This is a genomic window from Albimonas donghaensis (genome assembly GCF_900106695.1).
Classification (GTDB): domain Bacteria; phylum Pseudomonadota; class Alphaproteobacteria; order Rhodobacterales; family Rhodobacteraceae; genus Albimonas; species Albimonas donghaensis.
This window is the reverse complement of the sequence record NZ_FNMZ01000002.1, coordinates 424,591-446,713: the sequence shown is the minus strand read 5'-3', so window position 1 is coordinate 446,713 and position 22,123 is coordinate 424,591. Positions and strand designations below refer to the sequence as shown.

Sequence of the window (22,123 nt, the reverse complement as noted above, 5' to 3'; positions counted from 1 at the left end):
GGCGAAGGGGCGGGCGGCGGCTATTGAATCTTCATGAGCCTTCCCGACCCCCTCCCCGCCTCGCATGACTGGCCCGAGATGCTGCCCGGATGGGTGTGGCTGGCCGGCGCCGGGCCCGGCGATCCCGGCCTGCTGACCCTGCACGCGCTGAACGGGCTGCGGCAGGCGGATGTGGTGGTCTATGACGCGCTGGTCGACGACCGTGTGCTGGATTTCGCCAACCCGGCGGCGGAGCGGGTTTTCGCCGGCAAGCGGGGGGGCAAGCCCTCGGCGAAGCAGCGGGACATCTCGCTGCGGCTGGTGGAGATGGCGCGCGCGGGCCAGCGGGTGCTGCGGCTGAAGGGGGGCGATCCGTTCCTGTTCGGCCGCGGGGGGGAGGAGGCGCAGACGCTGGTCCAGCATGGCGTGCCGATCCGCATCATCCCCGGCATCACCGCCGGCATCGGCGGGCTGGCCTATGCGGGCATCCCGGCCACGCATCGCGACGTGAACCAGTCCGTGACCTTCATCACCGGCCATGACGCCCGGGGCGAGGCGCCGGCGGCCATCGACTGGGCGGCCATCGCCAGGGGCTCCCAGGTGGTGGTGGTCTATATGGGGCTGCGCACGCTGGGCGAGCTCGCCACCCGCTTCATCGCGGCGGGGCGGTCGGCGGAGGAGCCGGTGGCGGTGGTCACCGACGCCACCCTGCCCGCGCAGAGGGTGCTGGAGACGACGCTGGCCCGCGCCGCCGAGGATGTGGCGGCGGCGGGGATGGTCCCCCCGGCGCTGATCGTGATCGGACGCGCCGCCCTGTTGCGCCGCGCGCTGGCCTGGTGGCAGGGCGAGGGGCCGACGGATCTCGACCCTCTCGGCCGCGGTCGCCCGGCCGAGGAGCCGTAAGCCGGCGGCGCCCTTGCGGGGCATTCCCATATCTCCGGCCGCAAGCGGCCTTCGGGTCGGCGCGCGCGGTCGCCGCCGGTCCCCTGTCCACCCGCGCGCCGGTTCGCCGGCCGCGCGGGCGCCCGAGGGCCACCGGCGCGCGGGCGGACGCGCGGCCCCGTTTTCCGCGCGCGCCGCCGCTGGACGCGGTGTCCGACACTCGCTATTCTCGCCCCTGACCTGCCGACCGGCCGGTCAAGTTCTCGGGGCGGGGTGAAAGTCCCCACCGGCGGTGATGGCCTGGCGACAGGCATGAGCCCGCGAGCGCGCCGGAGAGGGGCCCAGCCCCCCCGAAGGCGGTCAGCAGAGACCGGTGAGACCCCGGCGCCGACGGTCATAGTCCGGATGAAAGAGAACGGGAGACGCGGCCGCGGGGCCGGATCGCCATGCGGTCCGTCGCGGCGTCCGCGGCGCTCGTCGTCCCGATTCATGTTTGTCCTCGAGGAGGGACTCGCAATGGATCGGACCCAGACCCAATCCAAGACTCAATCCACCGGCAAGGCGGCCCGCGTCGCCTTCATCCGCGCCCGCTGGCATTCGGGCGTCGTCGACGAGGCCTGCGCCAGCTTCACCGCGGAGATGGACGGCCTGACCCAGGGCGGGGCCGAGGTCGAGGTGCTCGACGTGCCCGGCGCCTTCGAGATCCCGCTGCTTGCCAAGCGCCTCGCCGCCACCGGCCGTTACGACGCGGTGGTGGGTTGCGCCTTCGTGGTCGACGGCGGCATCTACCGGCATGATTTCGTGTCGGAGACGGTCGTCTCCGCCCTCATGCAGGTGGGGCTGGAGACCGGGATCCCGGTGCTCTCGGTCGTGCTGACCCCGCACAACTTCCAGGAGACGCCGCCGCTCGAGGCCTTCTTCCGCGATCATTTCGTGGTCAAGGGCCGCGAGGCCGCCGAGGCCTGCATGGCGACGCTGGAGGCCCACCGGGCCGTGGAGGGCGGCGCCGCGGCGCTGGCCGCCTGAGTTTGAAATGCAGCGCGCCCGGCCCCTTTCGGGACCGGGCGCGCGCAATTCCAGTCCTTGCGCCGGATCAGGCGCGCAGCGTGCCGCCGGAGGCCTTCTGGACCGCCGCGACGACCTTGTTCGCCACCGCCTCGATCTCGTCCTCGGTCAGCGTCTTCTTCTTCGGCTGAAGCCGCACGGCGATGGCGACGGACTTCTTGCCCTCGCCCAGGGACGCCGCCGCCTTCGGGCCGCCGAACACGTCGAAGACCGTGGCCCCGGCGATCAGCGCCTTGTCGGCGCCGCGAGCCGCGCGCAGCAGGGTCTCCGCCTCGCAGTCCGCGTCGACCACGAAGGCGAAGTCCCGCTCCACCGCCTGCAGGTCCGAGGCCCCCAGCGCCGGGCGCGCGATGGAGCGCGCCTTGGGAACCGGGATCGCGTCGAGGAACAGGGTGAAGGCGGCGGCCGGCCCCTTCACGTCCATCGCCTCAAGCGCCCGCGGGTGCAGTTCGCCATAGACGGCCAGCGGAACCTTGGGGCCCAGCGACAGCACGGCGGAGCGGCCCGGATGGAACCAGTCGGGCGCGTTGCGCATCACCATCAGGCGCTCCACCGGCGCGCCCAGCGCGGCCAGCGCCGCCTCCGCCGCGGCCTTGGCGTCCCACAGGTCCACGGGGCGCCGGGCGCCGGTCCATTCGCGGGGCGCGGAGGCGCCGGCGAAGACGCCGGAGGCGACCACCCGCTGATCCTCCGGCTCGCCGCCCGACCAGCCCGGCCCGATCTCGAACAGCGCGATCTCACCGGCCCCGCGGGCCTGGTTGCGCGCCACGGCGGCCATCAGCCCGGCCAGCGGGTCCGGGCGCATGTGGCTCATCTCCGAGCTGATCGGGTTCTCCAGCCGCACCGCGTCCGAACCGCCGCCGAAGGCCGCGGCCTGGCCCTGGGAGACGAAGGAATAGGTCACGCATTCGTTCATGCCGGCCATGGCCAGCGCCCGGCGGGCGGTGGCCTCGCGCTTCTGGCCCAGCGTCATCGTCGGCCGGGTCACGCCCGTGGACGGACGGGGCAGGGGTCGGGCCTCCAGCTTGGTGAGGGACGCGACGCGGGCCACTTCCTCCACCAGGTCGGCCTCGCCCTGCACATCGGGGCGCCAGGAGGGGACGTCGACCATGATCCGCCCGCCCTCCACGTCGCGGGGCGCGAAGCCCAGCGCGGACAGGATGCGGCGCTGCTCGGCCTCCGGGATGTCCATGCCGACCAGCGAGGCGCAGCGGGCCGGGTCCAGCCGGTAGGCGCGCGCCATGTCCGGGGCCTGGCCGGCGACGATCACCTCCGAGGGCTCGCCCCCGCACAGGTCGAGGATCATCGCGGTCGCGGCCTCGATCCCGTCCACGCAGCTTTCCGGGTCCACGCCGCGGTCGAAGCGGTAGCGGGCGTCGGAGTTGATCTTCAGCTTGCGGCCCGAAAGCGCGGTGCGGATCGGGTCGAACCAGGCGGCCTCGACGAAGACGTCGGTGGTGGTCTCGGTGCAGCCCGAGGCCTCGCCGCCCATGATCCCGCCCAGCGATTCCGCCCCGGCCTCGTCCGCCACCACGGTCATGGTCGGGTCGAGCGCATAGGTCTTGCCGTCGAGCGCCAGCAGTTCCTCGCCCTCGCGCGCGAAGCGGACCTGCAGGTCGCCCGTCACCTTGGCGGCGTCGAAGACATGCAGCGGGCGGCCGCGGTCATAGGTGATGAAGTTGGTGACATCGACCAGCGCCGAGATCGGCCGCAGCCCGATGGCCCGCAGACGGCGCTGAAGCCAGGCGGGCGAGGGGCCGTTCTTCACGCCGCGGATCAGGCGTCCGGCGAAAATCGGGCAGGCGAGGTCCGCGACTTCCGGGGCCAGCGACACCGAGACCGGCGAGGCGAATTCGCCCGGAACCGCCTCGATCGCCGGGGTCTTCAGCGTGCCGATTCCCCGTGCCGCGAGGTCGCGCGCGATCCCCGCCACGCCCAGCGCGTCGGGGCGGTTCGGGGTGATGGCGATGTCGAAGACCACGTCGTTGAGGTCCGCGTAGTCGATGTAACGGGCGCCCAGCGGCGCGTCCTCGGGCAGGTCGATGATGCCGTCATGGTCCTCGGAGATCTCCAGCTCGCGCTCCGAGCAGAGCATGCCGTTGGACTCCACACCCCGGATCACGCCGGGCTTCAGGTCCACGCCCGTGCCGGGGATATGCATGCCCGGCGCGGCGAAGACGCCGACCAGCCCGGTGCGCGCGTTGGGCGCGCCGCACACCACCTGCACCTCGGCCGAGGGCGCGTCGGGCCCGTTCGGCCAGGTCTCCACCCGGCACAGGCGCAGGCGGTCGGCGTCGGGATGGGGGCCGGCCTCGATCACCCGGCAGATGCGGAAGCCGCCGAGCGCGTCGGCGGGGTCCGTCAGCTCCTCCAGCTCCAGCCCGAGATCGGTGAGCGTGTCCGCGATCTCCTGCGGGCTGGCGTCGGTGTCGAGATGCTCCTTGAGCCAGGAGAGAGTGAACTTCATCGCATGCGCTCCGCCGGTCGGGGTTCGGGCCGTGTTCTAGCCTGTGGGGCGCGGATGTCCATGGGCAGGGGCGGCGCGGTGGACACGGGGCGCGGGCGCCTGGGGCCGGGCGGGAGCGTCAGGCCCCGCGATGCGGGCGGGGGCGCCCGCCCATCACGAACCGCGCAGGTCCTGGGCGGGGGCGGAGACTTTCATGCGAAGTTTTCTGCAAAGCGCGCCTGATGCGGTCTTGAATCGAAACGCACTCTGGGGTTGTATTCGAGGAAGTCAGGTCTCCTTCATATAGGTGGAGAGAATGCGGCGAGGCCAAGGATCGCCGCCATATGAACTCAGAACGACCGTCCGGGGACCCGCGCCGGACCGGTCGCAGCCCTCGCGGCGGAATATACTCCGACTGCACACGGTCGCCGCGGGGGCGATTTTCTTCATGACCGCGCAGAATGACCGCGCAGAATGATCGGGCGGATCGGCGCGGCATGACGGGGGGCGGAAGGTCAGGGCTTCCGCATCACCCGCAGGCTCGCGCCGAGGCTGGCGCAGAGCACTGAGGCGACGATCAGGCCGGGACCGGCGGCGAAGGCCAGCAGGGGCGCGTCGGTCCCATGTCCCACGGCGGCCCCTTGTCCCAGGGCGGCCCCATGTCCGAGGGCGGCGGAGAGCAGCGCCTCGGCGCCCGGAAGCCGGATCGCGAACGCGGTCAGCCCGCCCAGAGCGCCGGCGCCGATCAGCCCGCGCGACGCCCAGGCCAGTCCGTCGAAGCGCCACGGCCCGTTGCGATTCGCCGCCTTTGCGCGGATCGCCCGCAGCTCCGCCCGGGTGATGTCGGTGCGCGGCGCGGCGCCCGTGACCTGCGTCGGCGCGCGCCCGAAGCCGCGCCCGGATACCTGTCCCGGACGCCGCTGCATCACGCGCTCAGCCCGCCGCGCATGGTCGGCACGTCCAGCGCCGCGAAGCCGTAATGGCGCAGCCAGCGCAGGTCCGCGTCGAAAAAGGCGCGCAGGTCGGGGATGCCGTATTTCAGCATCGCGATCCGGTCGATCCCCATGCCGAAGGCGAAGCCCTGCCATTCGTTGGGGTCGATCCCGGCGGCGGCCAGCACCTTCGGGTGAACCATGCCGGAGCCCAGCACCTCCAGCCAGCCGTCGCCCTCGCCGACCTTCAGCGTCCCGTCTTTCCACGAACAGCGGATATCGACCTCGGCCGACGGCTCGGTGAACGGGAAATGCGAGGCGCGGAAGCGGGTTTCCACGCCCTCGACCTCGAAGAAGGCCGCGAAGAACTCCTCCAGCACCCATTTCAGGTTGGCCATGGAGATGTCGCGGTCGATCGCCAGCCCCTCCACCTGGTGGAACATCGGCGTGTGGGTCTGGTCGAAATCCGAGCGGTAGACCCGCCCCGGCGCGATGATGCGGATCGGCGCGCCGCGGTCCTGCAGGGTGCGGATCTGCACCGGGGAGGTATGGGTGCGCAGGACGTGGGGGGCGCGGTCGTCGCCCTCGCCGCGGGCCATGTAGAACGTGTCCATCTCGGCCCGCGCGGAATGGTGCGAGGGCATGTTGAGGGCGTCGAAATTGTACCAGTCGCTCTCGATCTGCGGGCCCTCGGCGACGCCGAAGCCCATGTCGGCGAAGATCGCCGCGACCTCCTCCGTGACCTGGGAAACCGGGTGGATCGTGCCCATGGCCCGCGGCCGGGGCGCGAGCGAGACGTCCAGCCATTCGGTCCGCAGCCGCTCGGCCAGCGCCGCGTCCGACAGCGCGGCGCGGCGCGCGGCCAGCGCCGAGTTCAGCTCATCCTTCAGCGCGTTCAGCGCCGGGCCCGCCTGCTGGCGCTGCTCGGGCGTCATCTTGCCCAGCTCGCGCATCATCAGGCTGACTTCGCCCTTCTTGCCGAGCGCGCCGAGCCGCGCGCCTTCCAGCGCCTGTTCGTCCGCCGCATCGGCGATGCGCCCCAGCCAGGACGCTCGAAGCGTGTCCAACCCGTCCATGACGTCCTCCGCCCTGCCGTCGTCCAATTCGCCCGAGGCGATAGCACGCTCGCGCGCGAACGCAAGCGATGCGGGGCCGCGGGACGGGCGGGAAGGGGAGGCCGGGGGCGAGAGCGCGCAATTGAAATCCGCGCGGGGGCGCCGATTCGTGCAAATTGACGTTGCGGTCGGGTTTTATTCACTTTAGATTAATTAAGCGTTCACGGCGACGCCGCGCTGGGGCGCGGAGACGGAGGGAGCGCGGGCCGACGCCCCGGTTCCGGAGAGGGGCGGCGCATCGTCGAACGGGGGCGACGGGCGATGCGATCGGCCTTGCCGCTGCAGCGAAGGCGACCCTGCTGGGGCGGGGCGCGTTCGGCAGCGCGGCAGGGTCGAGGCCTTGCCGGACCGCGGGCCGCGTCGGGCCGCGTGCGAGTCGGGGAGGATCGGGCGGAAGCGAGACCGGGGCGCGGTTCGCTTTCCGCCCGATCGCTCCGCCCGCACGTTCCGCCAAAACGTTCCGCTTGAGTGCTCATGCCCCGACATGCGGGCGCCGGCCGGATCACGCCGCGGGGGCGTCGAGCCGGGCGCGAAGCGCGGCCTGCGCCTCACGGTCGATGGGAAAGCGCCAGACCAGAGCCACCGCCGCGATCTTCAGAACCGCGGGGGCGAGGGCGTAAAGCGCCGCGAGCAGGCTGAGCGCGCCGGCGGACTGGGCCTGGGCTGCGACGGCCGCGTCGAAGCCCGCCGCCGACAGCGCTAGCAGCGCCAGCCCTGCCGCCACCGCCTGCGCGGCCTTGGCGGTCACCGACCAGGCGGCGAAGAAGGCGCCGGCGCGATGCTCTCCGGTCTCGGCCGCGTCGGCGTCGACCACATCGGCCTGGATCGCCGGCGGCAGCGCCAGATCGGCCCCCAGCGCAAAGCCCGACAGCGCCGTGATCACCGCGAAGGCCGCCACGTCGCCCGGCCCCAGCAGCGGCGCCCAGACGAAGACCGCGCAGGCCCAGAGCATGGCGACGCCCCAGACCCGATGCTTGGGAAAGCGCTCGGACAGGCGGCTCCAGACCGGGGCGCCCAGCACGGCGGCCATGAAATAGAGGATCAGCAGCGGACCGGCGGCGTCGGGGGCGCCCAGGCGCTGCTCGACGAAGAACAGGAACAGCGCGGCGGGCAGGGCGTTGGCGGCGCCGTTGAGGAACCAGGCCGCGATCAGCCGCGCGAAGGCCCGGTTGCGCGCCGCGGCCCGCATCGCCTCGCGCCAGGGCAGGCGACGGCGGGAACGGTCGGGCGGCTCGGGCACGGCGACCAGCGCCGCGGCGGTGGCGACGGGCAGGGCGAGCGCCAGCGCGGCGAACACCGCCGCCAGCCCCGCCGCCGCGTCCGCGCCGGTGGCGTAGAGCACCGCGGCCCCGGCCATGCCCAGCAGGCCCGCGCTTTCGCGCCAGGCGGTGACGCGGGCGCGGGCGGCGTAGCCCTGCTCCAGCTCCGCGCCCCAGGCGAGATAGGGGGTCAGCGCCGCGGTCCAGCCGATCATCAGCACGCCCAGCCACAGCCCGGCATGCAGGGCGCCCGCGCCCTCGGGCGGGATCAGCAGACGCCAGGCGGAGAACAGGATCACCGGCGCCGCCAGCGCCAGCCAGGGCTTGCGGCGCCCGAACCGGGCCGCGAGCGCCCGCGGCGTGCGGTCCGACAGCACGCCCATGGCCGGGTCGGTGATCGCGTCCAGCAGCCGCGCCGCCAGCACCATGGCGCCGAGCAGCGCCAGATCCGCGCCGAGCCCGGCGTAGAACGGCGCGACATAGACCCAGATCGGAAAATGCAGCATCCCCAGCGGCGCCATCGGCGCGGCATAGGCCGCAAGACGCCTCCAGCCGATGCGGGAGGCGGAGCTCGGGCTCTGGGAAGCGGGGCCATCCCCGGCGGCGCGCGGCGTCATGGCCGGGACATGGCGCGCCTGCGGGCCGGGGCAAGCGCGTTCACGCAAGCGTTTGGCGGGAAGGGCGTGGGGCGACCGCGGGACCGCGGAAAAAGCGGTCGGTCCGGGCGGGAAGGAGGGATGGTCCGCCGCCCGGACCGGTCAACACAGGCGAGCGGATCGCCCGGCGACTTCGTGTCGTGGCCTCGCCGCGCGCGCCGCGGTCCGCCGGTCCTGCGACCGGGGACGCGGGCCTGGGCGGGGCCGCGAATTCAGTGGATCGGCTCGATCCGGGGCTCATCCCACAGCCGGTGGGCCAGGTCGCCCAGCAGCGCCGTCGCCAGCGCCGCCAGCGCCGCCGGGAACAGCGCCGGCGAGCCGGCGATCGCCGTGCCGGTCGCCACCGACTTGGCCAGCAGGTGGTGGAGCAGTTCGTCCACCGTGCCGAAGGCGCCGAAGCTGTAGGTGTTCAGCACCGACCCCACGCCGCCCGCCAGGCTGAGCGCGAGCGCCGCCGCGAACACCGCCGAGATCGCGCCGAAGACCTGCGCCCGCAGCCCGCGGCCGAAGCCGCGCGCCATCACCGCCCAGCCGGCCCAGAGACCCGACGCGCCGCCGGCGAAATACAGGCCCTGCTGCGACTCGAACGGGTCGGCGGGGACGAAGGACAAATGAAGCTGAACCGCCGCAAGGCCGAGCGCGCCGCTGAGGACCGCGACCAGAAGGCGGGAGGAGGCGTAGGTTTCGCGCGCCGAAGCGGCGGAGGCCGCACGCGGGCCTCGGGACGGATCATGGGGCAAGCGCTCAACTCCGAGCAGACAGATAACACGCAAAGGACTCTTACTGGGCACAGCCTGTCACGAGGGCCGGCGCTGTTCAAGTGGATTAATAAGGTAACCAGCACGTTACCCGCGCGCCGCCCCCGATCGCCGCCCCCGATCGCCCCCCCCGATCGCCCCCGCATCCATACATGACGCAGGGGCGGAAAGGGCCGGGATCAGGCGGGGCGGCGCAGCGTCACCTGGGTGACGTCGGTCGTGCCCGCGTGGAAGCAGGCCGCGCAGCTCGCCAGATAGAAATTCCACATCCGGTGGAATCGCTCGTCGAATCCCATCGGCGCGATGTCGTCCCAGGCCCCGTTGAAGCGGTCCCGCCAGCGGCGCAGCGTCTCGGAGTAGCTCTCCCCGAACTCGATGGAACTGGCGAGCTCCAGCCCCGCGCGGCGCGACTGCTCGGCCAGCCGCGAGGGCGAGGGCAGCATGCCGCCGGGGAAAATGTATTTCTGGATGAAGTCCACGCCCTTGCGGTAGCCGTCGAACAGCTTGTCGGCCACGGTGATGACCTGGAGCGTGGCGCAGGCGCCGGGCTTCAGACGCTCGCGCACCGTGTCGAAATAGACGGGCCAGTACTGCTCGCCCACCGCCTCGAACATCTCGATGGAGGCGATGCCGTCATAGATCCCCCGCTCCTCCCGGTAATCGCGGATCACCACGTCGACCCGGTCCGACAGCCCGGCCTGCGCCATCCGCGCCTGCGCGTAGTCGTGCTGGGCCTGGGAGATGGTCAGCGCCGTCACCCGCAGGCCCCGGTCGCGGGCGGCGTATTCGGCGAAACCGCCCCAGCCGCAGCCGATTTCCAGGATATGCCCGCCTTCGGGCGCCCCGAGACTGTCGCAGATGGCGGCGTATTTGTTGCGCTGAGCGGCCTCCAGGCTCTCCTGCCGGCCGCTGAACAGGGCCGAGGAATAGGTCATGCTCTGGTCGAGCCAGCGGGAATAGAACGGGTTGCCCAGGTCGTAATGCGCCGCGATGTTGCGCTTCGATCCCTTGACCGTGTTGCGGTTCATCCAGTGCCGCAGACGCTCGACCATGCGGGCCAGCGCGGCGCCGGCGAACTTGCGGGACATGTTCTCGTTGTTGAGCAGGGCGACGTCGAGCACCGCCTGAAGGTCCGGGCTGTCCCAGGCGCCGTCCATATAGGCCTCGGCGAAGCCCAGCTCGCCCTCGCGGATCAGGCGGGCGAAGACCGAGGCGTCGCGCACCTCGATGCGCGCGGCGGGGCCGGGCTGATCGCCGGCGGCGCGGAATTCGCGGCCGTCGGGCAGGGCGAAGGTGATGCTGCCATGGGTCAGGCCGCTGGCGGTGTCGAACACGGCGGCGAACCACCGCGGCAGCCCCGTCTGCCCCCGAACGGTCTCGAGCGGTCCCGTCATGTCAGGCGCCTCCTCTGTAGTTCGGTGAAAAAGATTAATACGCGTTCCGAGCCCGCGCCAGCCCTTTGCAGGCCGCTCACACCGTCGAAACCGGGTCGGACGCTGCGAAATCCCCGCTTCGTGCGGCGGGGGCATGGGCCGCCTCCGCCCCCGGATAGCGGCGGAAGGGCGCGCGCTTGAGCGCCAGCCGCAGGGCCTGCCAGTGGATCGCGGCCATCACCTTGACCGGCAGCAGCGGCAGCGCCAGCGCCAGCCGGGCCAGCGTCGCGTCGGTCAGCGGCAGGCGATCGCCGTTCTGGGTGGCGATCAGCACGTCGCCCTCGGCCGCCGAGCCCTGGCGGATGCGCAGCGCCAGCCGGTCGCCCGGCGGGGCGAGGTGAAAGCGGTAGGTCTGGTCCATGCCGATGAAGGGGGAGACGAACATCTCCTTCGCCTGCGCATGACGGCGGGGGGCGTCGGGGTCCGCGCCCTCGGGCTCCGCCGCCAGCACATAGGCGCGCTGGTCCCCGAAGGTGTTCTTCACTTCGTAGATCACGCTGCGCAGGCGCCCCGAGGCGTCCTCGCAATAGTAGACCGAGAGCGGGTTGAACACGAAGCCCAGCACGCGCGGCATGGCCAGCAGGCGGATGCGGGCGGGGGGCGGGCGCCCGGCCTCCGCCAGCCGCGCCTCGACCCAGGGCCGCAGGGCGGAGCCGTCGCGCGGCCCGTGATCGGCGTCGTGATGCGAGAGCCACCCCCGCCGGTTGACCCGGAACAGGCGCAGGCGGGCGGCGGTGTCCTCCAGCCGGTCGATGTCCAGCAGCAGCGTCCACAGCCGATAGCGGAAGCGATGCGCACGCGGCGTCAGCCGCATGTGCATGACATGGCCAAGATAGGCGCAGCCCTGTTCGGGCGGGATCGCATCGGAGCGCGTCACCGCTATTCCGCCGCGGTGGCGGCGGCGGCCGCCGCCAGTTCGGGCGCGGGGCCATGCGCGGGCAGGTGGGCGGGCGCGAAGCTCGGCCCCGGCAGCGGCGCGCCGAGATCCCGCGCCCAGTCCGGCCGCGCCCCCAGCGCCGCCGCGGCGCGCAGGCCGGCGCGCAGCCCGTCCTCGTGGAAACCGTAGCCGAGCCACGCCCCCGCATGCCACAGCCCGCCGCGGCCCTGGATCGCGTCCATGTCCGCCTGCGCCTCGAAACTGTCGGTGGAATAAAGCGGGTGGTCGTAGCTGTATTCGCCATGCGTCAGCGCCGGATCGGGCCGCCGCGCGGGGTTGAGCGACACGAAGAGCGGCGGCGCGTCGTCGCCCAGCGGCTGCAGGCGGTTCATCCAGTAGGTGACCTGCGCCGGGCGCTCCGCATCGGCCTCCGCCCCCTCGGAAAGGAAGTTCCACGACGACCAGACCTTGCGCCGGCGCGGCATCAGCGACGGATCGGAATGCAGCACCGCGAGGTTCTTCGAATAGGGGAAGGCCCCGAGCAGCCGACGCTCGGTCGCGTCCGCATCCGCCATCAGGCCCAGCGAGACATCGGCATGGGTGGCCAGCACCACCTGGTCGAACCGCCCCTCGGACCCGTCGTCGAAGCGGATGCGCAGGCCGTCGGCCTCGCGCCGGATCCGCTGCGCGCCGACGCCCGCCACGGCCCGGTCCCCCAGCGCCGCCGCGGCGCGCGCGACGTATTCGCGCGAGCCGCCCCGCACCGTCCGCCAGCGCTGGGCGGGGTCGAGGCCGGTCATCAGGTCGTGATTGTCGAAGAAGGCCACGAAATTCGCCGCCGGGAAGTCCAGCATCCGCCGGGTGGAGGTCGACCAGATCGCGCCCCCCATCGGCAGCACGAAGCGGTCGCGGAAGGCCTGGGAATAGCCGCGCCGGTCCAGCCACTCGCCCAGCGACAGCCCGGTCAGCGCGCCCTCCGCCAGCTCCGCCGAGGCGGTGCGGTTGAACTTGCGCACCACCTCCAGCAGCATCCGGATATGGCGCGGGTTCACGCAGTTGCGTTTCTGGGCGAACAGGGTCGAGAGGTCGTCGCAAGCGTATTCATAGGCGCCGCCACGCAGCGAAAAGCCGAAGGACATGTCGGACCAGGCGGTCTCGACCCCCAGATGCTCGAACATCCCCATCAGGTTGGGATAGTTGCGCGCGTTGCACACGATGAAGCCGGTATCCACGGTGATCTCGCGGCCCGCATGGCGCACCGTCGCGGTGTTGGCGTGCCCGCCAAGCCGCCCGTCCCGCTCGAACAGCGTCACGTCATGCCGTTCGCTCAGGGCGAGGGCGGCGCCGAGACCCGAGATGCCGGCGCCGATGACCGCGATCTTCATAGGTTGGATTCTCCTGTCGGGGATGGGGAAGGCGCGCGCGTCAGGTCGCGTCGCGGGCCGCGCGAAGGTCGGCATAGGCGGTCAGCGCCCGCTCCCGACCCGCCTTGAGGCTGATGCGGGGCGCGGGCCGGCGGTCCCCGGGCGACAGACCCCAGGCGCGGGGGATGGCGTCGTGAAACGCCTCCGCCCCCGCGCCTTTCAGCCAGTGACGGCGATAGGCGCCGTCGGGGTCGAATTTCTCGGCCTGGGTCTCGGGGTTGAAGATCCGGAAAAAGGGAGACGCGTCGGGGCCGGAGCCCGCGACCCATTGCCAGCCCAGCGCGTTCGAGGCCGGGTCCCAGTCGATCAGCGTGTCGCGGAACCAGGCCTCGCCGACCCGCCAATGGGTCATCAGGTGCTTGGTCAGATAGGACGCGACCAGCATCCGGGCGCGGTTGTGCATGGTCCCGGTGACCCATAGCTCGCGCATGGCGGCGTCGATCAGGGGTTCGCCGGTCAGGCCGCGAGTCCAGGCCTGCGCGTCGGCGTTGTCGTCGCGCCAGGGGAAACCGTCCCATTCCTCGCGCCAGTTCCCGGTCTCCAGCCGCGGGGAATGGTGGAGGAGGTGATAGGCGAAGTCCCGCCAGGCCAGCTCCTGCATGAATTTCTCGACCGGCTTCGCCTTGGCCCCCTGCCGTCGCGGGCGGGCGGCGGTCCAGATCTGGCGGGCCGAAAGCTCCCCGACGGCCAGCGCGTCGGAAAGGCGCGAGGTCGCGTCCCGGTCCAGGCGGTCGCGGTCGGCGGCGTAGTGCTCCACCCGATCTTCGAGGAACTCGGCCAGCCTGTCCTGCGCCTCGGCCTCTCCGGGCCGGGCATGGGCGGCGAGCGCGGGAGCGCCGCGGCGCATGTCGGCGGCCATGGCCCAGTCGGCGAGGCGCTCGGACACCGGCCAAGCGTCCGGGGCGGGCCAGCGCGAGGGCGCCGGGATCGGCTCATGCACCACACGCTCGGCGATGGCGCGCCAGAACGGGGTGTAGACCTTGTAGAACCCGCCGGTTTTGGTCTCGACCTCCCAGGGTTCGTGCAGCAGGGCGCCGTTGAAGGAGCGGACGTCGAGCCCGTCCTCCCTCAACGCCGATTTCACCGCCGCGTCCCGGTGGCGGGCGGTCTGGTCGTAGAGCCGGTTCCAGCGGATCGCCCTGGCGCCGGTTTCCGCGGCCAGGGCGCGCAGGACGGGCAGCGCCTCGCCCCGACGCAGGATCAGGCGGGCGCCGAGCGCCTCCATCCCCTCGGCCAGCCGGGCCAGCGAGGCCTCCAGCCGCCAGCGATGCGCGGCGCCCAGCGCCTCCGTCTGCGGATCGAGGATCCAGACCGCGACCACCGGCCCGCCGCGCCGCAGGGCGTCGTCGAGCGCCGGATTGTCGGCGAGGCGCAGGTCGCGACGCAGCCAGACCAGCGCGGGCGGCTGGTCGGCGGAGGCGGCGTCGGGCGCGGAGGAGGCGGCGGTGTCGGTCATCAGCAGGAAATACGGCGGCGCGTGGATTTGGGTTCACCAAACCGCGATGTTTCCTGCGAAACCTTTCGTGATCGTTGCCAAATTGACGACAGGTCCGGCGCCGCCGGCCGGCCGGGGTCAGTTTTCGTCGCCCCCATGGCTCTCGCCGCGCTCCAGCGCCATGCGTTTGACCTCCCGCCGCATGATCTTGCCGGTGGCGGTCATCGGCAGGCTCTGGGCCAGGTGCACCGCGCGCGGCGCCACATGGGGGGAGATTCGGGCGCGGACGCGGGCGGTCAGCTCCCCGGCCAGGTCGGGGCCGGGATCGACGCCGGGGCGCAGCACCACATAGGCCGTCACCGCCTCGGTCCGCACCGGGTCGGGCAGGCCGATGACGGCGGCCATGGCGATGGCGGGATGGCCGGTCAGGCAATCCTCGATCTCGGTCGGCCCGATCCGGTAGCCCGAGGAGGTGATCACGTCGTCGGTGCGGGAGGAGAAGAAGAAATGCCCGTCCGGCTCCCGCCGCCCCTCGTCGCCGGTGCGCATCCAGCGGCGGCCGTCGGGGGCGTCGACGAATTTCTCGGCGGTCTTTTCCGGCTGGTTCCAGTAGCCGAGGAACATGCCCGGATCGGGAGCGAGCACCGCGATTTCGCCGACCTCGCCGTCGGGCAGCTCGTTTCCTTCCGAATCGATCACGCCCACCACATGCCCCGGCACGGCCCGGCCGGTGGAGCCGGGGCGCGGCGGGAACAGGGCGGCGCAGTTGCCCAGCACCAGATTGCATTCGGTCTGGCCGTAGAATTCGTTGATGGTCAGCCCGAAGGCCTCGTTCCCCCATTCCAGCAGGGAGGCGCCCAGCGCCTCGCCCCCCGAGCCGATGGAGCGCATGTCGTAGTCGTATTTCGCCCGCGGGGACTCCACCTGGCGCAGCAGCTTCAGCGCCGTGGGGGGGAAGAAGGCGTTGCGGATACGGTGGCGGGCGACCAGCGCGAAGGCCTCTTCGGGGTCGAACTTGGACATCCGGTGGGCGAGCAGCGGCACCCCGTGGAACAGCGCGGGGAGCATGACGTTGCACAGCCCCCCCATCCAGGCCCAGTCGGCCGGGGTCCAGAAGGCGTCGTCCGCCTGCGGGGCGAAGTCGTGATGCGTCTCGAACCCCGGCAGATGGCCGAGCACGATCCGATGCCCGTGCAGCGCCCCCTTGGGCGGGCCGGTGGTGCCGGAAGTGTAGGACAGGAACGCCGGGTCGTCCGGCCCGGTGCGGACCGTGGCGAAGGCGTCGCGGCCCTTGGCAAGCTCCTGCCAGAAGCCCCAGGCGCCGTCGCCGGGCCGATCCACGGTCCACATGATGCGCAGGGCCGGCAGGTCGTCGCGGATCGCCAGCACCTTGGGCAGGTTGGCGGCGTCGGTGACGATATGGCTCGCGCCGCTGTCGGCGAGCCGCATGCGCAGCCCGTCCTCGCCGAACAGCGTGAACAGCGGCACCACCACCGCCCCGATGCGGTAGCAGGCGAGATGGGTGAGCAGCGCCTCCTGCGTCTGCGGCAGCAGCAGCCCGCAGCGATCCCCCCGCCCGAGCCCGCGGGCGGTCAGCGCATTGGCCAGCCGGGCCGAGGCGCGGTCGAGCTCCGCGAAGGTCCATTCCCGGTATTCGCCGTCATGGCGCAGCAGGCGCAGGGCGGGGCGGTCCGGCGCGATGCGGGCCCAGCGGCCGCAGATCGCCTCGTACATGTTGAACGCCGCGCCCGGGTCCACCGCCTGCCGCGGCCAGCGAAAGCCGGCGCGCAGGGCGTCCCAATCCTCCCCGCGGGCGACCAGAGGCGCGCCGGCGGGAGGGAGGTCGGGGGCGGAGGACGGATCGGGCGCGAGGGTCATGCCAGTTCCCTCAGGCCGGGGCGGTGGGGTTGGAGGCCCCGAATTCCGCCATGGCGTTGCAGCGCGCCGCCAGCGCGGTGAGCTTCGGGTAGCCCTGGTCCAGCAGGTAGGGATTGGTGGCCTGGATGAAGTCGCGGGCCAGCGTCAGGCACACGTCGGCGCCATTGGGACGGTCGCCGCCGGCGAACCCGTCCGCCGGGGCGCGGGATTCCATCTCGTCCAGCCCGCCGGTGATCTGGCCTTCGAGGCGCGCGCGCCATTCGGGCCACTGGAACTCCTCGGGGCGGCGGTTCTTCTCATAGACCAGCGCCACGCCCTTCTCGACCGTGTTGTGTCCGTAGGCCATGATCTGCAGCACCTCGCGCCGGGGGGCGCCGGAAACGGGGATCAGCTTCGCCTCGGCGGGGGCCTGCTCCTCCAGGAAGTCGATGATGGCGGCGGTCTCGATCAGCGCCTCGCCGTCCTCGGTCATCAGGATCGGCACGCGGCCCATGGGGTTCACGGTCTTGAGCGTCTCGAAATCCGGCCCGTTGACCATCAGCGGCCGACGCTCCAGCGCCACCCCCTGCAGGGCGGCCCAGACGGCGACGCGGCGGGCGAAGGGGCTCAGATCGCGTCCGTAGAGAATCGTGGCCATGCGCGGCCTCCCGGTTGGTTTCTTCACTGCGTGCAGCTTTGCGGCGCCGCGGCGCAGCGCGCAAGCAGGGGGGGGCGGGGGCCGTGAGCGCCGGCGTCGGGCTCAGGGCCGGGGCGCCGCTCCGATCTCCCAGTCCAGCGCGTGCTCCAGCCGGTCATTGCCCCAGAACAGCTCACGGTCCGAGGTCACGAAGGTCGGCGCGCCGTAGATGCGCAGGTCCATGGCGCGCTCGGTCTGGTCGCGCAGGGCGGTCTTGACGCCATCGGCGCGCGCGGCCTCCAGCGTCGCCTCCGCGTCCAGCCCCAGCGCGTCGAGGATCGGGGTCAGCGTCTCGGGACGGGAGATGTCCCGGCCCTCGGCGAACTGGGCCATGTAGACGCCGCGCCCGAAGCCGGAGATCAGCGCGGGGTCGATGGCCAGCGCCGTGCGGGCGGCGAGCAGGGAGTTCTGTGGGAACGGCTCCGGCGCGATCAACGGCGGCAGCCCGTGCAGGGCGGCGAGCCGTTGCATGTCGCGCAGCATGTTGGCGCCCTTGTTGGGATAGATCGCGAAGGGCGAGGTCTTCCATCCCTGGGCCACGAAGATGGGGCCGAGCAGGAACGGCCGCCACACGATCTCCACGTCGCGGGCCCGGGCCTCCGTCTCGATCCGCTGGGCGGAGAGATGGGAATAGGTGGAGGCGAAGTCGAACCAGAACTCCACCGCCGGAGCCGGCGAGGCGGGAGAGGGCGCGGCGGATTGGGAGGCGGACATCGGCTTCTCCGCGCCGCTCGCCCGACCGGGCCCTGGCGTCCTCCGCGCCGCGGCGGGGGACGGCGGAGGCCCGCGCATCTGAAGCGGGGGCGAGGGCGGCGTCAAGCGCCGAGCCGCCGTGTTGCGGGGCCGCCGGGTTGCGGGGCCGCCGGGTTGCGGGCCTTGCGGACGCCGGCGCGCCGGCGGGGCGCGCCGGCGGGCGGCGCGTGCGGCGACGGCCGACGCAAGCGCCGGGGTCAGCCGGCGGCGATGCCGTCGACGGACCTGCGCGCGGCCCGGTCGCCGGCGGGGACGGCGACGCGAACCGGCTTGGCCAGGGGGTGCGGGGCGGCGAAATTGCGCGCGGCGAGCCCGCGCAGCACGGCCAGCGGGCCGAAGACGACCCGACGGGCCGCGCCGAGGATCGGGCCGAGCGCGGGCCGCGGCGCGGCGTCCGGGCCGAACGTCGTCCCCGCCGTCACCCCCGCCGGCAGGGGCTCCTCGTCGACATCGGCGCCGCTGCGGTCCAGCGCCCGCAGCCGACCGCGGGCGGCGTTCCTGCGCACGCGGGTCCGGCGCGCGGCGGCGCGGCCGCGGGCCAGGGCGGCGGCGCGGGCCTCGTCGTCCTGCAGGATCGAGGCGAGCATCACCATCGCCGCCAGCCCCAGCGCGAACACCAGATGGCCGATGGTCATGTGCGGCGTGATCAGCGGAATCACATACCAGGCGCGGCGGGCGGGGCGCGACGCCTCGGTCGCCACCCGCAGGCCCAGGCGCGCCCGCAGCGGGCTCAGCGCCAGTGAGCAGGGCCGCAGACCACGCAGGCCGCCGCCCAGCATCACCGCCCAGGCCGCGAAATAGGCGAGGCTGAGCCCGTAGACCGCGATCTCGGATTCAAAGGCCCAGACCTCGTGCGGGATCGGCTTCCACAGCCCCATCATCACCGCCAGCGCGGCCACGGTGGCGAGCAGATAGGTCGGACGCTCCGCCGCCTCGGGCAGGGCGCGGGCCCAGCCGCGGAACCGCCGCATCCCCCAGTGCTGCGCCCCGAACAGGGTCATCAGCGCCAGGTCGAGCGCCATCGCCGGGGCCACGGGCCCGGCGGCGCCGCTGTCGATGGTCTTGGGCACGAGCACGTCGCCCATGAACCCGATGAGATAGAGCATCGCCCCCAGGGCCAGGACATGGGCGAAGACCGAATAAAGACGCAGGCACAGATTGGCGATCATGGGATTCCGCTCGGAGACGCAAGAGAAGGACGGCCGGAACGCAACTCTATTCCCGGCGCTGACGCCACTACAGTCACGACCCTGACTGATTCGCCGTGACGGGAGCGTGACCGGACCGTCAAGCTCCGGAGACCCCGCCCGGGCGGCGGTTCCGCCCGTCCCGCCGCAATGCGTTGATCCGGCGCCGGAGAGGCGCCCTTTCTTCGGCGTATCCGGTCGAGCTATGTAGGCGCGTCCCATCGCAGAGGTTCTCCCATGTCCAAGCCAGGTTCCGCCCCCGCACCCGCCGCCAACATGCGCCACGGAGGCCGGATTCTGGCCGATCAGCTTCGCATCCTTAAGGCAGAGTTAGTATTCTGCGTGCCGGGGGAAAGCTTCCTGGGGCTGCTCGATGGCCTTCACGACCACAAAGACGCCATCAGAACGGTCGCTTGCCGTCATGAAGGCGGCGCCGTGAACATGGCGGAGGCCTACGGAAAATTGACGGGAAAACCGGGGCTTGCGGCCGTGACCCGCGGCCCGGGCGCGACCAACGGCTCCAACGGACTGCACACCGCGCGGCAGGATTCGACCCCGATGATTCTTTTCGTCGGGCAGGTCTCCCGGGACCATTTCGACCGCGAAGGTTTCCAGGAAATCGACTACCGCCGCATGTTCGGCGAGGTCGCCAAGTGGGTCGCCCAGATCGAGGACGCGGCCCGCATCCCCGAATACGTCTCCCGCGCCTGGGCCGTCGCGCAGGAGGGGCGCCCCGGCCCCGTGGTGCTGGTGCTGCCCGAGGAGACGCTGTCCGACACCGCCGACGTCCCCGACATCCGCGTCCCCGCCATCGCCGAGGCCGCGCCGACCCCCGCCGCCATCGCGAAGCTGGGCGAGATGATCGCCGCCGCGAAGAACCCGGTGATGATGATCGGCGGAGGCGCCTGGTCGGCCGAGACCGCCGCCGCCGCCGCCGCCTTCGCCGAGGCGCAGGGTCTGCCGGTGGTCACCTCGTTCCGCCGCCAGGACTACATGGACAACCGCCACCCGCATTTCTGCGGGACCCTCGGGCTGGGGGCCAACCCGAAGCTGGTCGACTACGTGGCCGAGGACTGCGACCTGCTGATCAATGTCGGCTCGCGGCTGGGCGAGATCGCCTCGCAGGGCTACACGCTGCTGGGCGTGCCCAACGCGCGGATGCCGCTGGTCACCGTGCATCCGGGGCCGGAGGAGCATAACGTCGTCTACGCCTCCGACCTCGCCATCGCCTGCCGGGCGGGCGCGTTCTTCGAGGCGGCCGCGGCGCTGCCCGCGCGCCCCGGCCCGGTTCCCGGCGTGGCGCGGCTGCGCGCCGATTACGAAGCCTTCTGCGCGCCGGTTCCCGCCATCGGCGCCATGGACATGGGCGAGGTGATCGCCGAGCTGAACCGGACGCTGCCCGACGACGCCATCGTGTCCAACGGGGCGGGCAACTACGCGATCTGGCTGCACCGCTTCCGCCAGCATCGCGGCTACCGCACCCAGCTCGCGCCCACCTCGGGCTCCATGGGCTACGGGGCGCCGGCGGCGGTGGCGGCGGCGCTGACCCATCCCGACCGGCTGTCGGTCGTGCTGGGCGGCGACGGCTGCTTCCTGATGACGGCGCAGGAGATGGCGACGGCGGCGCAATACGGCGCCAAGGTCATCGCCATCGTGGTCAACAACGGCATGTTCGGCACCATCCGCATGCACCAGGAAAAGCACCATCCGGGCCGCACCATCGCCACCGATCTCGGCAATCCGGACTTCGTGAAGCTGGGCGAGGCCTATGGCGCGGCCGCCGAGCGGGTCTCGAAAACCGAGGACTTCGCGCCGGCGCTGGCGAGGGCGCTGGCCTCCGAGACCTCCTACCTGATCGAGATCGTGGTGGACCCCGAGGCGCTGACCCCGGTCAAGTCGCTCTCCGCCATCCGGGCCGAGGGGGAGGCCGCACGGGCCGGGTGACGACACGTTCCCTCGCCGGTTCGCCGGCGGGGGGCGCCCCCCGCAAGGGGGCTTGCGATCGTCGGGCCCGGCGCGGGCCGCCGGGCCGGGCTATTCCGCCGCCAGCGTCTCCGGCGCTCCGCCGGCCCCGCCGCCCGGCGCGGGCGGGCCCTGGGCGGCCAGCTCCGCCTCCCGCCGCGCGCGCTTGGCGGCCTGCCAGGCGCGGATGAAGCGCAGGTCCATGAAGCCCATGAACAGCGCCGCGCCCACGAACATCATCACCAGATAGGCGATGCGCGAGCCCGAGAAGTCGATCTGGCTGGGGATCGCGAACAGGGCCAGCCCGCTGACCATCTGCGAGGGCGCGATCAGCAGCAGGTTGATCAGGTTGTTGCCGAAATGGATGCCCGCCGCCGCGCCCAGATTGGCGGTGCGCGAGGTCACCGCCGCCATCACCAGCCCGAAGACGAAGTGATACCAGGACATCGAGAACAGCCCCGCGTCGGAGGGATGCGCCAGTCCGAACAGGATCGAGGGGATCACCGACCAGCCCAGCACCGACATCGAGCGCGCCGCGAACTGCTGGAGCATGTAGCCGCGGAACATCAGCTCCTCGGCCACGCATTGCACGAAGATCATCGGCAGGCCGATGGCGGCGAGGATCGCCCAGCTGCGCAGGTTGGGGAAGATCAGGATCTCGTCGGCATGGTTGTAGACCAGCGGCCCCCAGGCGACCGCGCCGACCAGCAGCGACACCGACATGCCCAGCCGGAAATGCCGCCATTTCATCTTGCCGTCCGGGCCGAACAGGGTGTTGGCCTTGCGCTTGTGAACCAGCGGCAGCACCAGCCACAGCGCCGGCCACACCGCCAGGAACGAGCCCAGCGTCAGCAGCACGCCCAGCGGCGAATGCAGGTCGGCGGAGCGCGCGACCAGCTCATCCCCGCTGCGCCCGACCAGCGCCTCCGCGGTGCCCAGCCGGGCGATGCGCACGAAGATCAGCACCAGCACCACCACCAGCGCCGCGCCGATCAGGGTCCGCGCGGTGGTCGCGCCCTTGCGGGCGGGCTCGGCGAAGGCGACCAGCGGGTGCTTGAACTCTGTCATGGGCTCCTGCCGGCGCGAGTATGGGCGGCCTGATGCTAGGGCCGCGGGCTTCCAAGGTCCACCCGATTGGTTCATTAATGGTTCACAAGTCGTGGCGTTCCGGCTGAAATTCCCTGAAGAGATCGTGCGCGGAACGCTTTCGGCCCGGCGGGGGGCGCCTCGGCGCCGGCCGCGCACGTCCTGCGGGAGGTCGGGGCGGGCCGATTCTCCTCCCGGCCCGGAGGTCTCGCCCATGCCGTCGCGGCGATCCTGGCCGCGGCTCCCGGCTGACGCAACGCGGCGCCGGGGCGGGGGGCGCCGGTTCCCCGCGACGCCTTCGCACCCTTTCCTAGCCGCCG

At 72.3% G+C, this 22,123-nt stretch carries 17 protein-coding genes and 1 riboswitch; of the genes, 3 read left to right on the top strand and 14 right to left on the bottom strand.

All coding sequences use genetic code 11. The annotated features are described in order from the left end of the window. Positions 1-33 precede the first annotated feature (33 nt). Positions 34-882, top strand: coding sequence for a uroporphyrinogen-III C-methyltransferase (cobA, locus tag BLV24_RS07935; protein WP_092680636.1), 849 nt, complete (start codon positions 34-36; stop codon positions 880-882). Between the two features lie 234 nt (positions 883-1,116). Next, a riboswitch (FMN riboswitch) is annotated at positions 1,117-1,282 on the top strand. A 95-nt stretch (positions 1,283-1,377) separates the two neighbouring features. Further along, complete coding sequence (locus BLV24_RS07930) at positions 1,378-1,887, top strand: 6,7-dimethyl-8-ribityllumazine synthase (RefSeq protein ID WP_092680635.1); 510 nt, start codon at positions 1,378-1,380, stop codon at positions 1,885-1,887. A 67-nt stretch (positions 1,888-1,954) separates the two neighbouring features. Here the strand turns inward: BLV24_RS07930 and pheT are convergent, their stop codons facing one another. From pheT to BLV24_RS07865, 13 genes are all read right to left on the bottom strand, one after another. Next, on the bottom strand, positions 1,955-4,393 hold the full coding sequence (pheT, locus tag BLV24_RS07925; protein ID WP_092680634.1) for a phenylalanine--tRNA ligase subunit beta: 2,439 nt from the start codon (positions 4,391-4,393) through the stop codon (positions 1,955-1,957). A gap of 494 nt (positions 4,394-4,887) precedes the next feature. Then, positions 4,888-5,298 (bottom strand): hypothetical protein, encoded by a 411-nt coding sequence (locus tag BLV24_RS07920; protein WP_092680633.1) that lies wholly within the window; start codon positions 5,296-5,298, stop codon positions 4,888-4,890. Further along, entirely contained in the window at positions 5,298-6,371 is a 1,074-nt protein-coding gene (gene pheS, locus BLV24_RS07915; protein WP_092680984.1) for a phenylalanine--tRNA ligase subunit alpha, read from the bottom strand. Before pheS ends, BLV24_RS07920 begins: the two co-directional genes overlap by 1 nt. 550 nt (positions 6,372-6,921) lie before the next feature. Continuing rightward, positions 6,922-8,295: an MFS transporter gene (locus tag BLV24_RS07910; RefSeq protein ID WP_092680632.1), complete on the bottom strand. Its 1,374-nt coding sequence runs from the start codon at positions 8,293-8,295 to the stop codon at positions 6,922-6,924. 251 nt (positions 8,296-8,546) lie between these two features. Further along, the gene (locus tag BLV24_RS07905; RefSeq protein ID WP_092680631.1) at positions 8,547-9,074 is read right to left on the bottom strand and encodes a hypothetical protein; all 528 of its coding nucleotides are present in this window, start codon (positions 9,072-9,074) and stop codon (positions 8,547-8,549) included. 197 nt (positions 9,075-9,271) lie between these two features. Next, positions 9,272-10,486 (bottom strand): SAM-dependent methyltransferase, encoded by a 1,215-nt coding sequence (locus tag BLV24_RS07900; RefSeq protein ID WP_092680630.1) that lies wholly within the window; start codon positions 10,484-10,486, stop codon positions 9,272-9,274. A gap of 76 nt (positions 10,487-10,562) precedes the next feature. Continuing rightward, positions 10,563-11,402, bottom strand: a complete 840-nt coding sequence (locus tag BLV24_RS07895) for a DUF1365 domain-containing protein (protein WP_218133370.1) — start codon at positions 11,400-11,402, stop codon at positions 10,563-10,565. A gap of 2 nt (positions 11,403-11,404) precedes the next feature. Continuing rightward, positions 11,405-12,787, bottom strand: coding sequence for an NAD(P)/FAD-dependent oxidoreductase (locus tag BLV24_RS07890; RefSeq protein WP_092680629.1), 1,383 nt, complete (start codon positions 12,785-12,787; stop codon positions 11,405-11,407). Positions 12,788-12,827: 40 nt separating this feature from the next. Beyond that, complete coding sequence (locus tag BLV24_RS07885; RefSeq protein WP_092680628.1) at positions 12,828-14,282, bottom strand: cryptochrome/photolyase family protein; 1,455 nt, start codon at positions 14,280-14,282, stop codon at positions 12,828-12,830. Positions 14,283-14,399: 117 nt separating this feature from the next. Next, on the bottom strand, positions 14,400-16,139 hold the full coding sequence (locus BLV24_RS07880; protein WP_218133369.1) for an AMP-binding protein: 1,740 nt from the start codon (positions 16,137-16,139) through the stop codon (positions 14,400-14,402). Positions 16,140-16,149: 10 nt separating this feature from the next. Continuing rightward, complete coding sequence (locus BLV24_RS07875; RefSeq protein ID WP_092680627.1) at positions 16,150-16,776, bottom strand: glutathione S-transferase family protein; 627 nt, start codon at positions 16,774-16,776, stop codon at positions 16,150-16,152. A gap of 102 nt (positions 16,777-16,878) precedes the next feature. Next, positions 16,879-17,529 (bottom strand): 2-hydroxychromene-2-carboxylate isomerase, encoded by a 651-nt coding sequence (locus BLV24_RS07870; protein WP_092680626.1) that lies wholly within the window; start codon positions 17,527-17,529, stop codon positions 16,879-16,881. Between the two features lie 236 nt (positions 17,530-17,765). Continuing rightward, on the bottom strand, positions 17,766-18,737 hold the full coding sequence (locus tag BLV24_RS07865; protein ID WP_092680625.1) for a hypothetical protein: 972 nt from the start codon (positions 18,735-18,737) through the stop codon (positions 17,766-17,768). A 255-nt stretch (positions 18,738-18,992) separates the two neighbouring features. On the opposite strand from BLV24_RS07865, the gene BLV24_RS07860 reads away from it, so the two are divergent. Continuing rightward, positions 18,993-20,699, top strand: coding sequence for a thiamine pyrophosphate-dependent enzyme (locus BLV24_RS07860; protein WP_092680624.1), 1,707 nt, complete (start codon positions 18,993-18,995; stop codon positions 20,697-20,699). A gap of 90 nt (positions 20,700-20,789) precedes the next feature. Here the strand turns inward: BLV24_RS07860 and BLV24_RS07855 are convergent, their stop codons facing one another. Next, the gene (locus BLV24_RS07855; protein WP_143040255.1) at positions 20,790-21,785 is read right to left on the bottom strand and encodes a CPBP family intramembrane glutamic endopeptidase; all 996 of its coding nucleotides are present in this window, start codon (positions 21,783-21,785) and stop codon (positions 20,790-20,792) included. Positions 21,786-22,123: the final 338 nt, after the last annotated feature.

Bases quoted from the DNA above. Each gene is read 5' to 3' on its own strand.
- cobA (WP_092680636.1), top strand. From the start codon at position 34: ATGAGCCTTCCCGACCCCCTCCCCGCCTCGCATGACTGGCCCGAGATG.
- BLV24_RS07930 (WP_092680635.1), top strand. From the start codon at position 1,378: ATGGATCGGACCCAGACCCAATCCAAGACTCAATCCACCGGCAAGGCG.
- pheT (WP_092680634.1), bottom strand. From the start codon at position 4,393: ATGAAGTTCACTCTCTCCTGGCTCAAGGAGCATCTCGACACCGACGCC.
- BLV24_RS07920 (WP_092680633.1), bottom strand. From the start codon at position 5,298: ATGCAGCGGCGTCCGGGACAGGTATCCGGGCGCGGCTTCGGGCGCGCG.
- BLV24_RS07910 (WP_092680632.1), bottom strand. From the start codon at position 8,295: ATGACGCCGCGCGCCGCCGGGGATGGCCCCGCTTCCCAGAGCCCGAGC.
- BLV24_RS07900 (WP_092680630.1), bottom strand. From the start codon at position 10,486: ATGACGGGACCGCTCGAGACCGTTCGGGGGCAGACGGGGCTGCCGCGG.
- BLV24_RS07890 (WP_092680629.1), bottom strand. From the start codon at position 12,787: ATGAAGATCGCGGTCATCGGCGCCGGCATCTCGGGTCTCGGCGCCGCC.
- BLV24_RS07885 (WP_092680628.1), bottom strand. From the start codon at position 14,282: ATGACCGACACCGCCGCCTCCTCCGCGCCCGACGCCGCCTCCGCCGAC.
- BLV24_RS07880 (WP_218133369.1), bottom strand. From the start codon at position 16,139: ATGACCCTCGCGCCCGATCCGTCCTCCGCCCCCGACCTCCCTCCCGCC.
- BLV24_RS07875 (WP_092680627.1), bottom strand. From the start codon at position 16,776: ATGGCCACGATTCTCTACGGACGCGATCTGAGCCCCTTCGCCCGCCGC.
- BLV24_RS07870 (WP_092680626.1), bottom strand. From the start codon at position 17,529: ATGTCCGCCTCCCAATCCGCCGCGCCCTCTCCCGCCTCGCCGGCTCCG.
- BLV24_RS07865 (WP_092680625.1), bottom strand. From the start codon at position 18,737: ATGATCGCCAATCTGTGCCTGCGTCTTTATTCGGTCTTCGCCCATGTC.
- BLV24_RS07860 (WP_092680624.1), top strand. From the start codon at position 18,993: ATGTCCAAGCCAGGTTCCGCCCCCGCACCCGCCGCCAACATGCGCCAC.
- BLV24_RS07855 (WP_143040255.1), bottom strand. From the start codon at position 21,785: ATGACAGAGTTCAAGCACCCGCTGGTCGCCTTCGCCGAGCCCGCCCGC.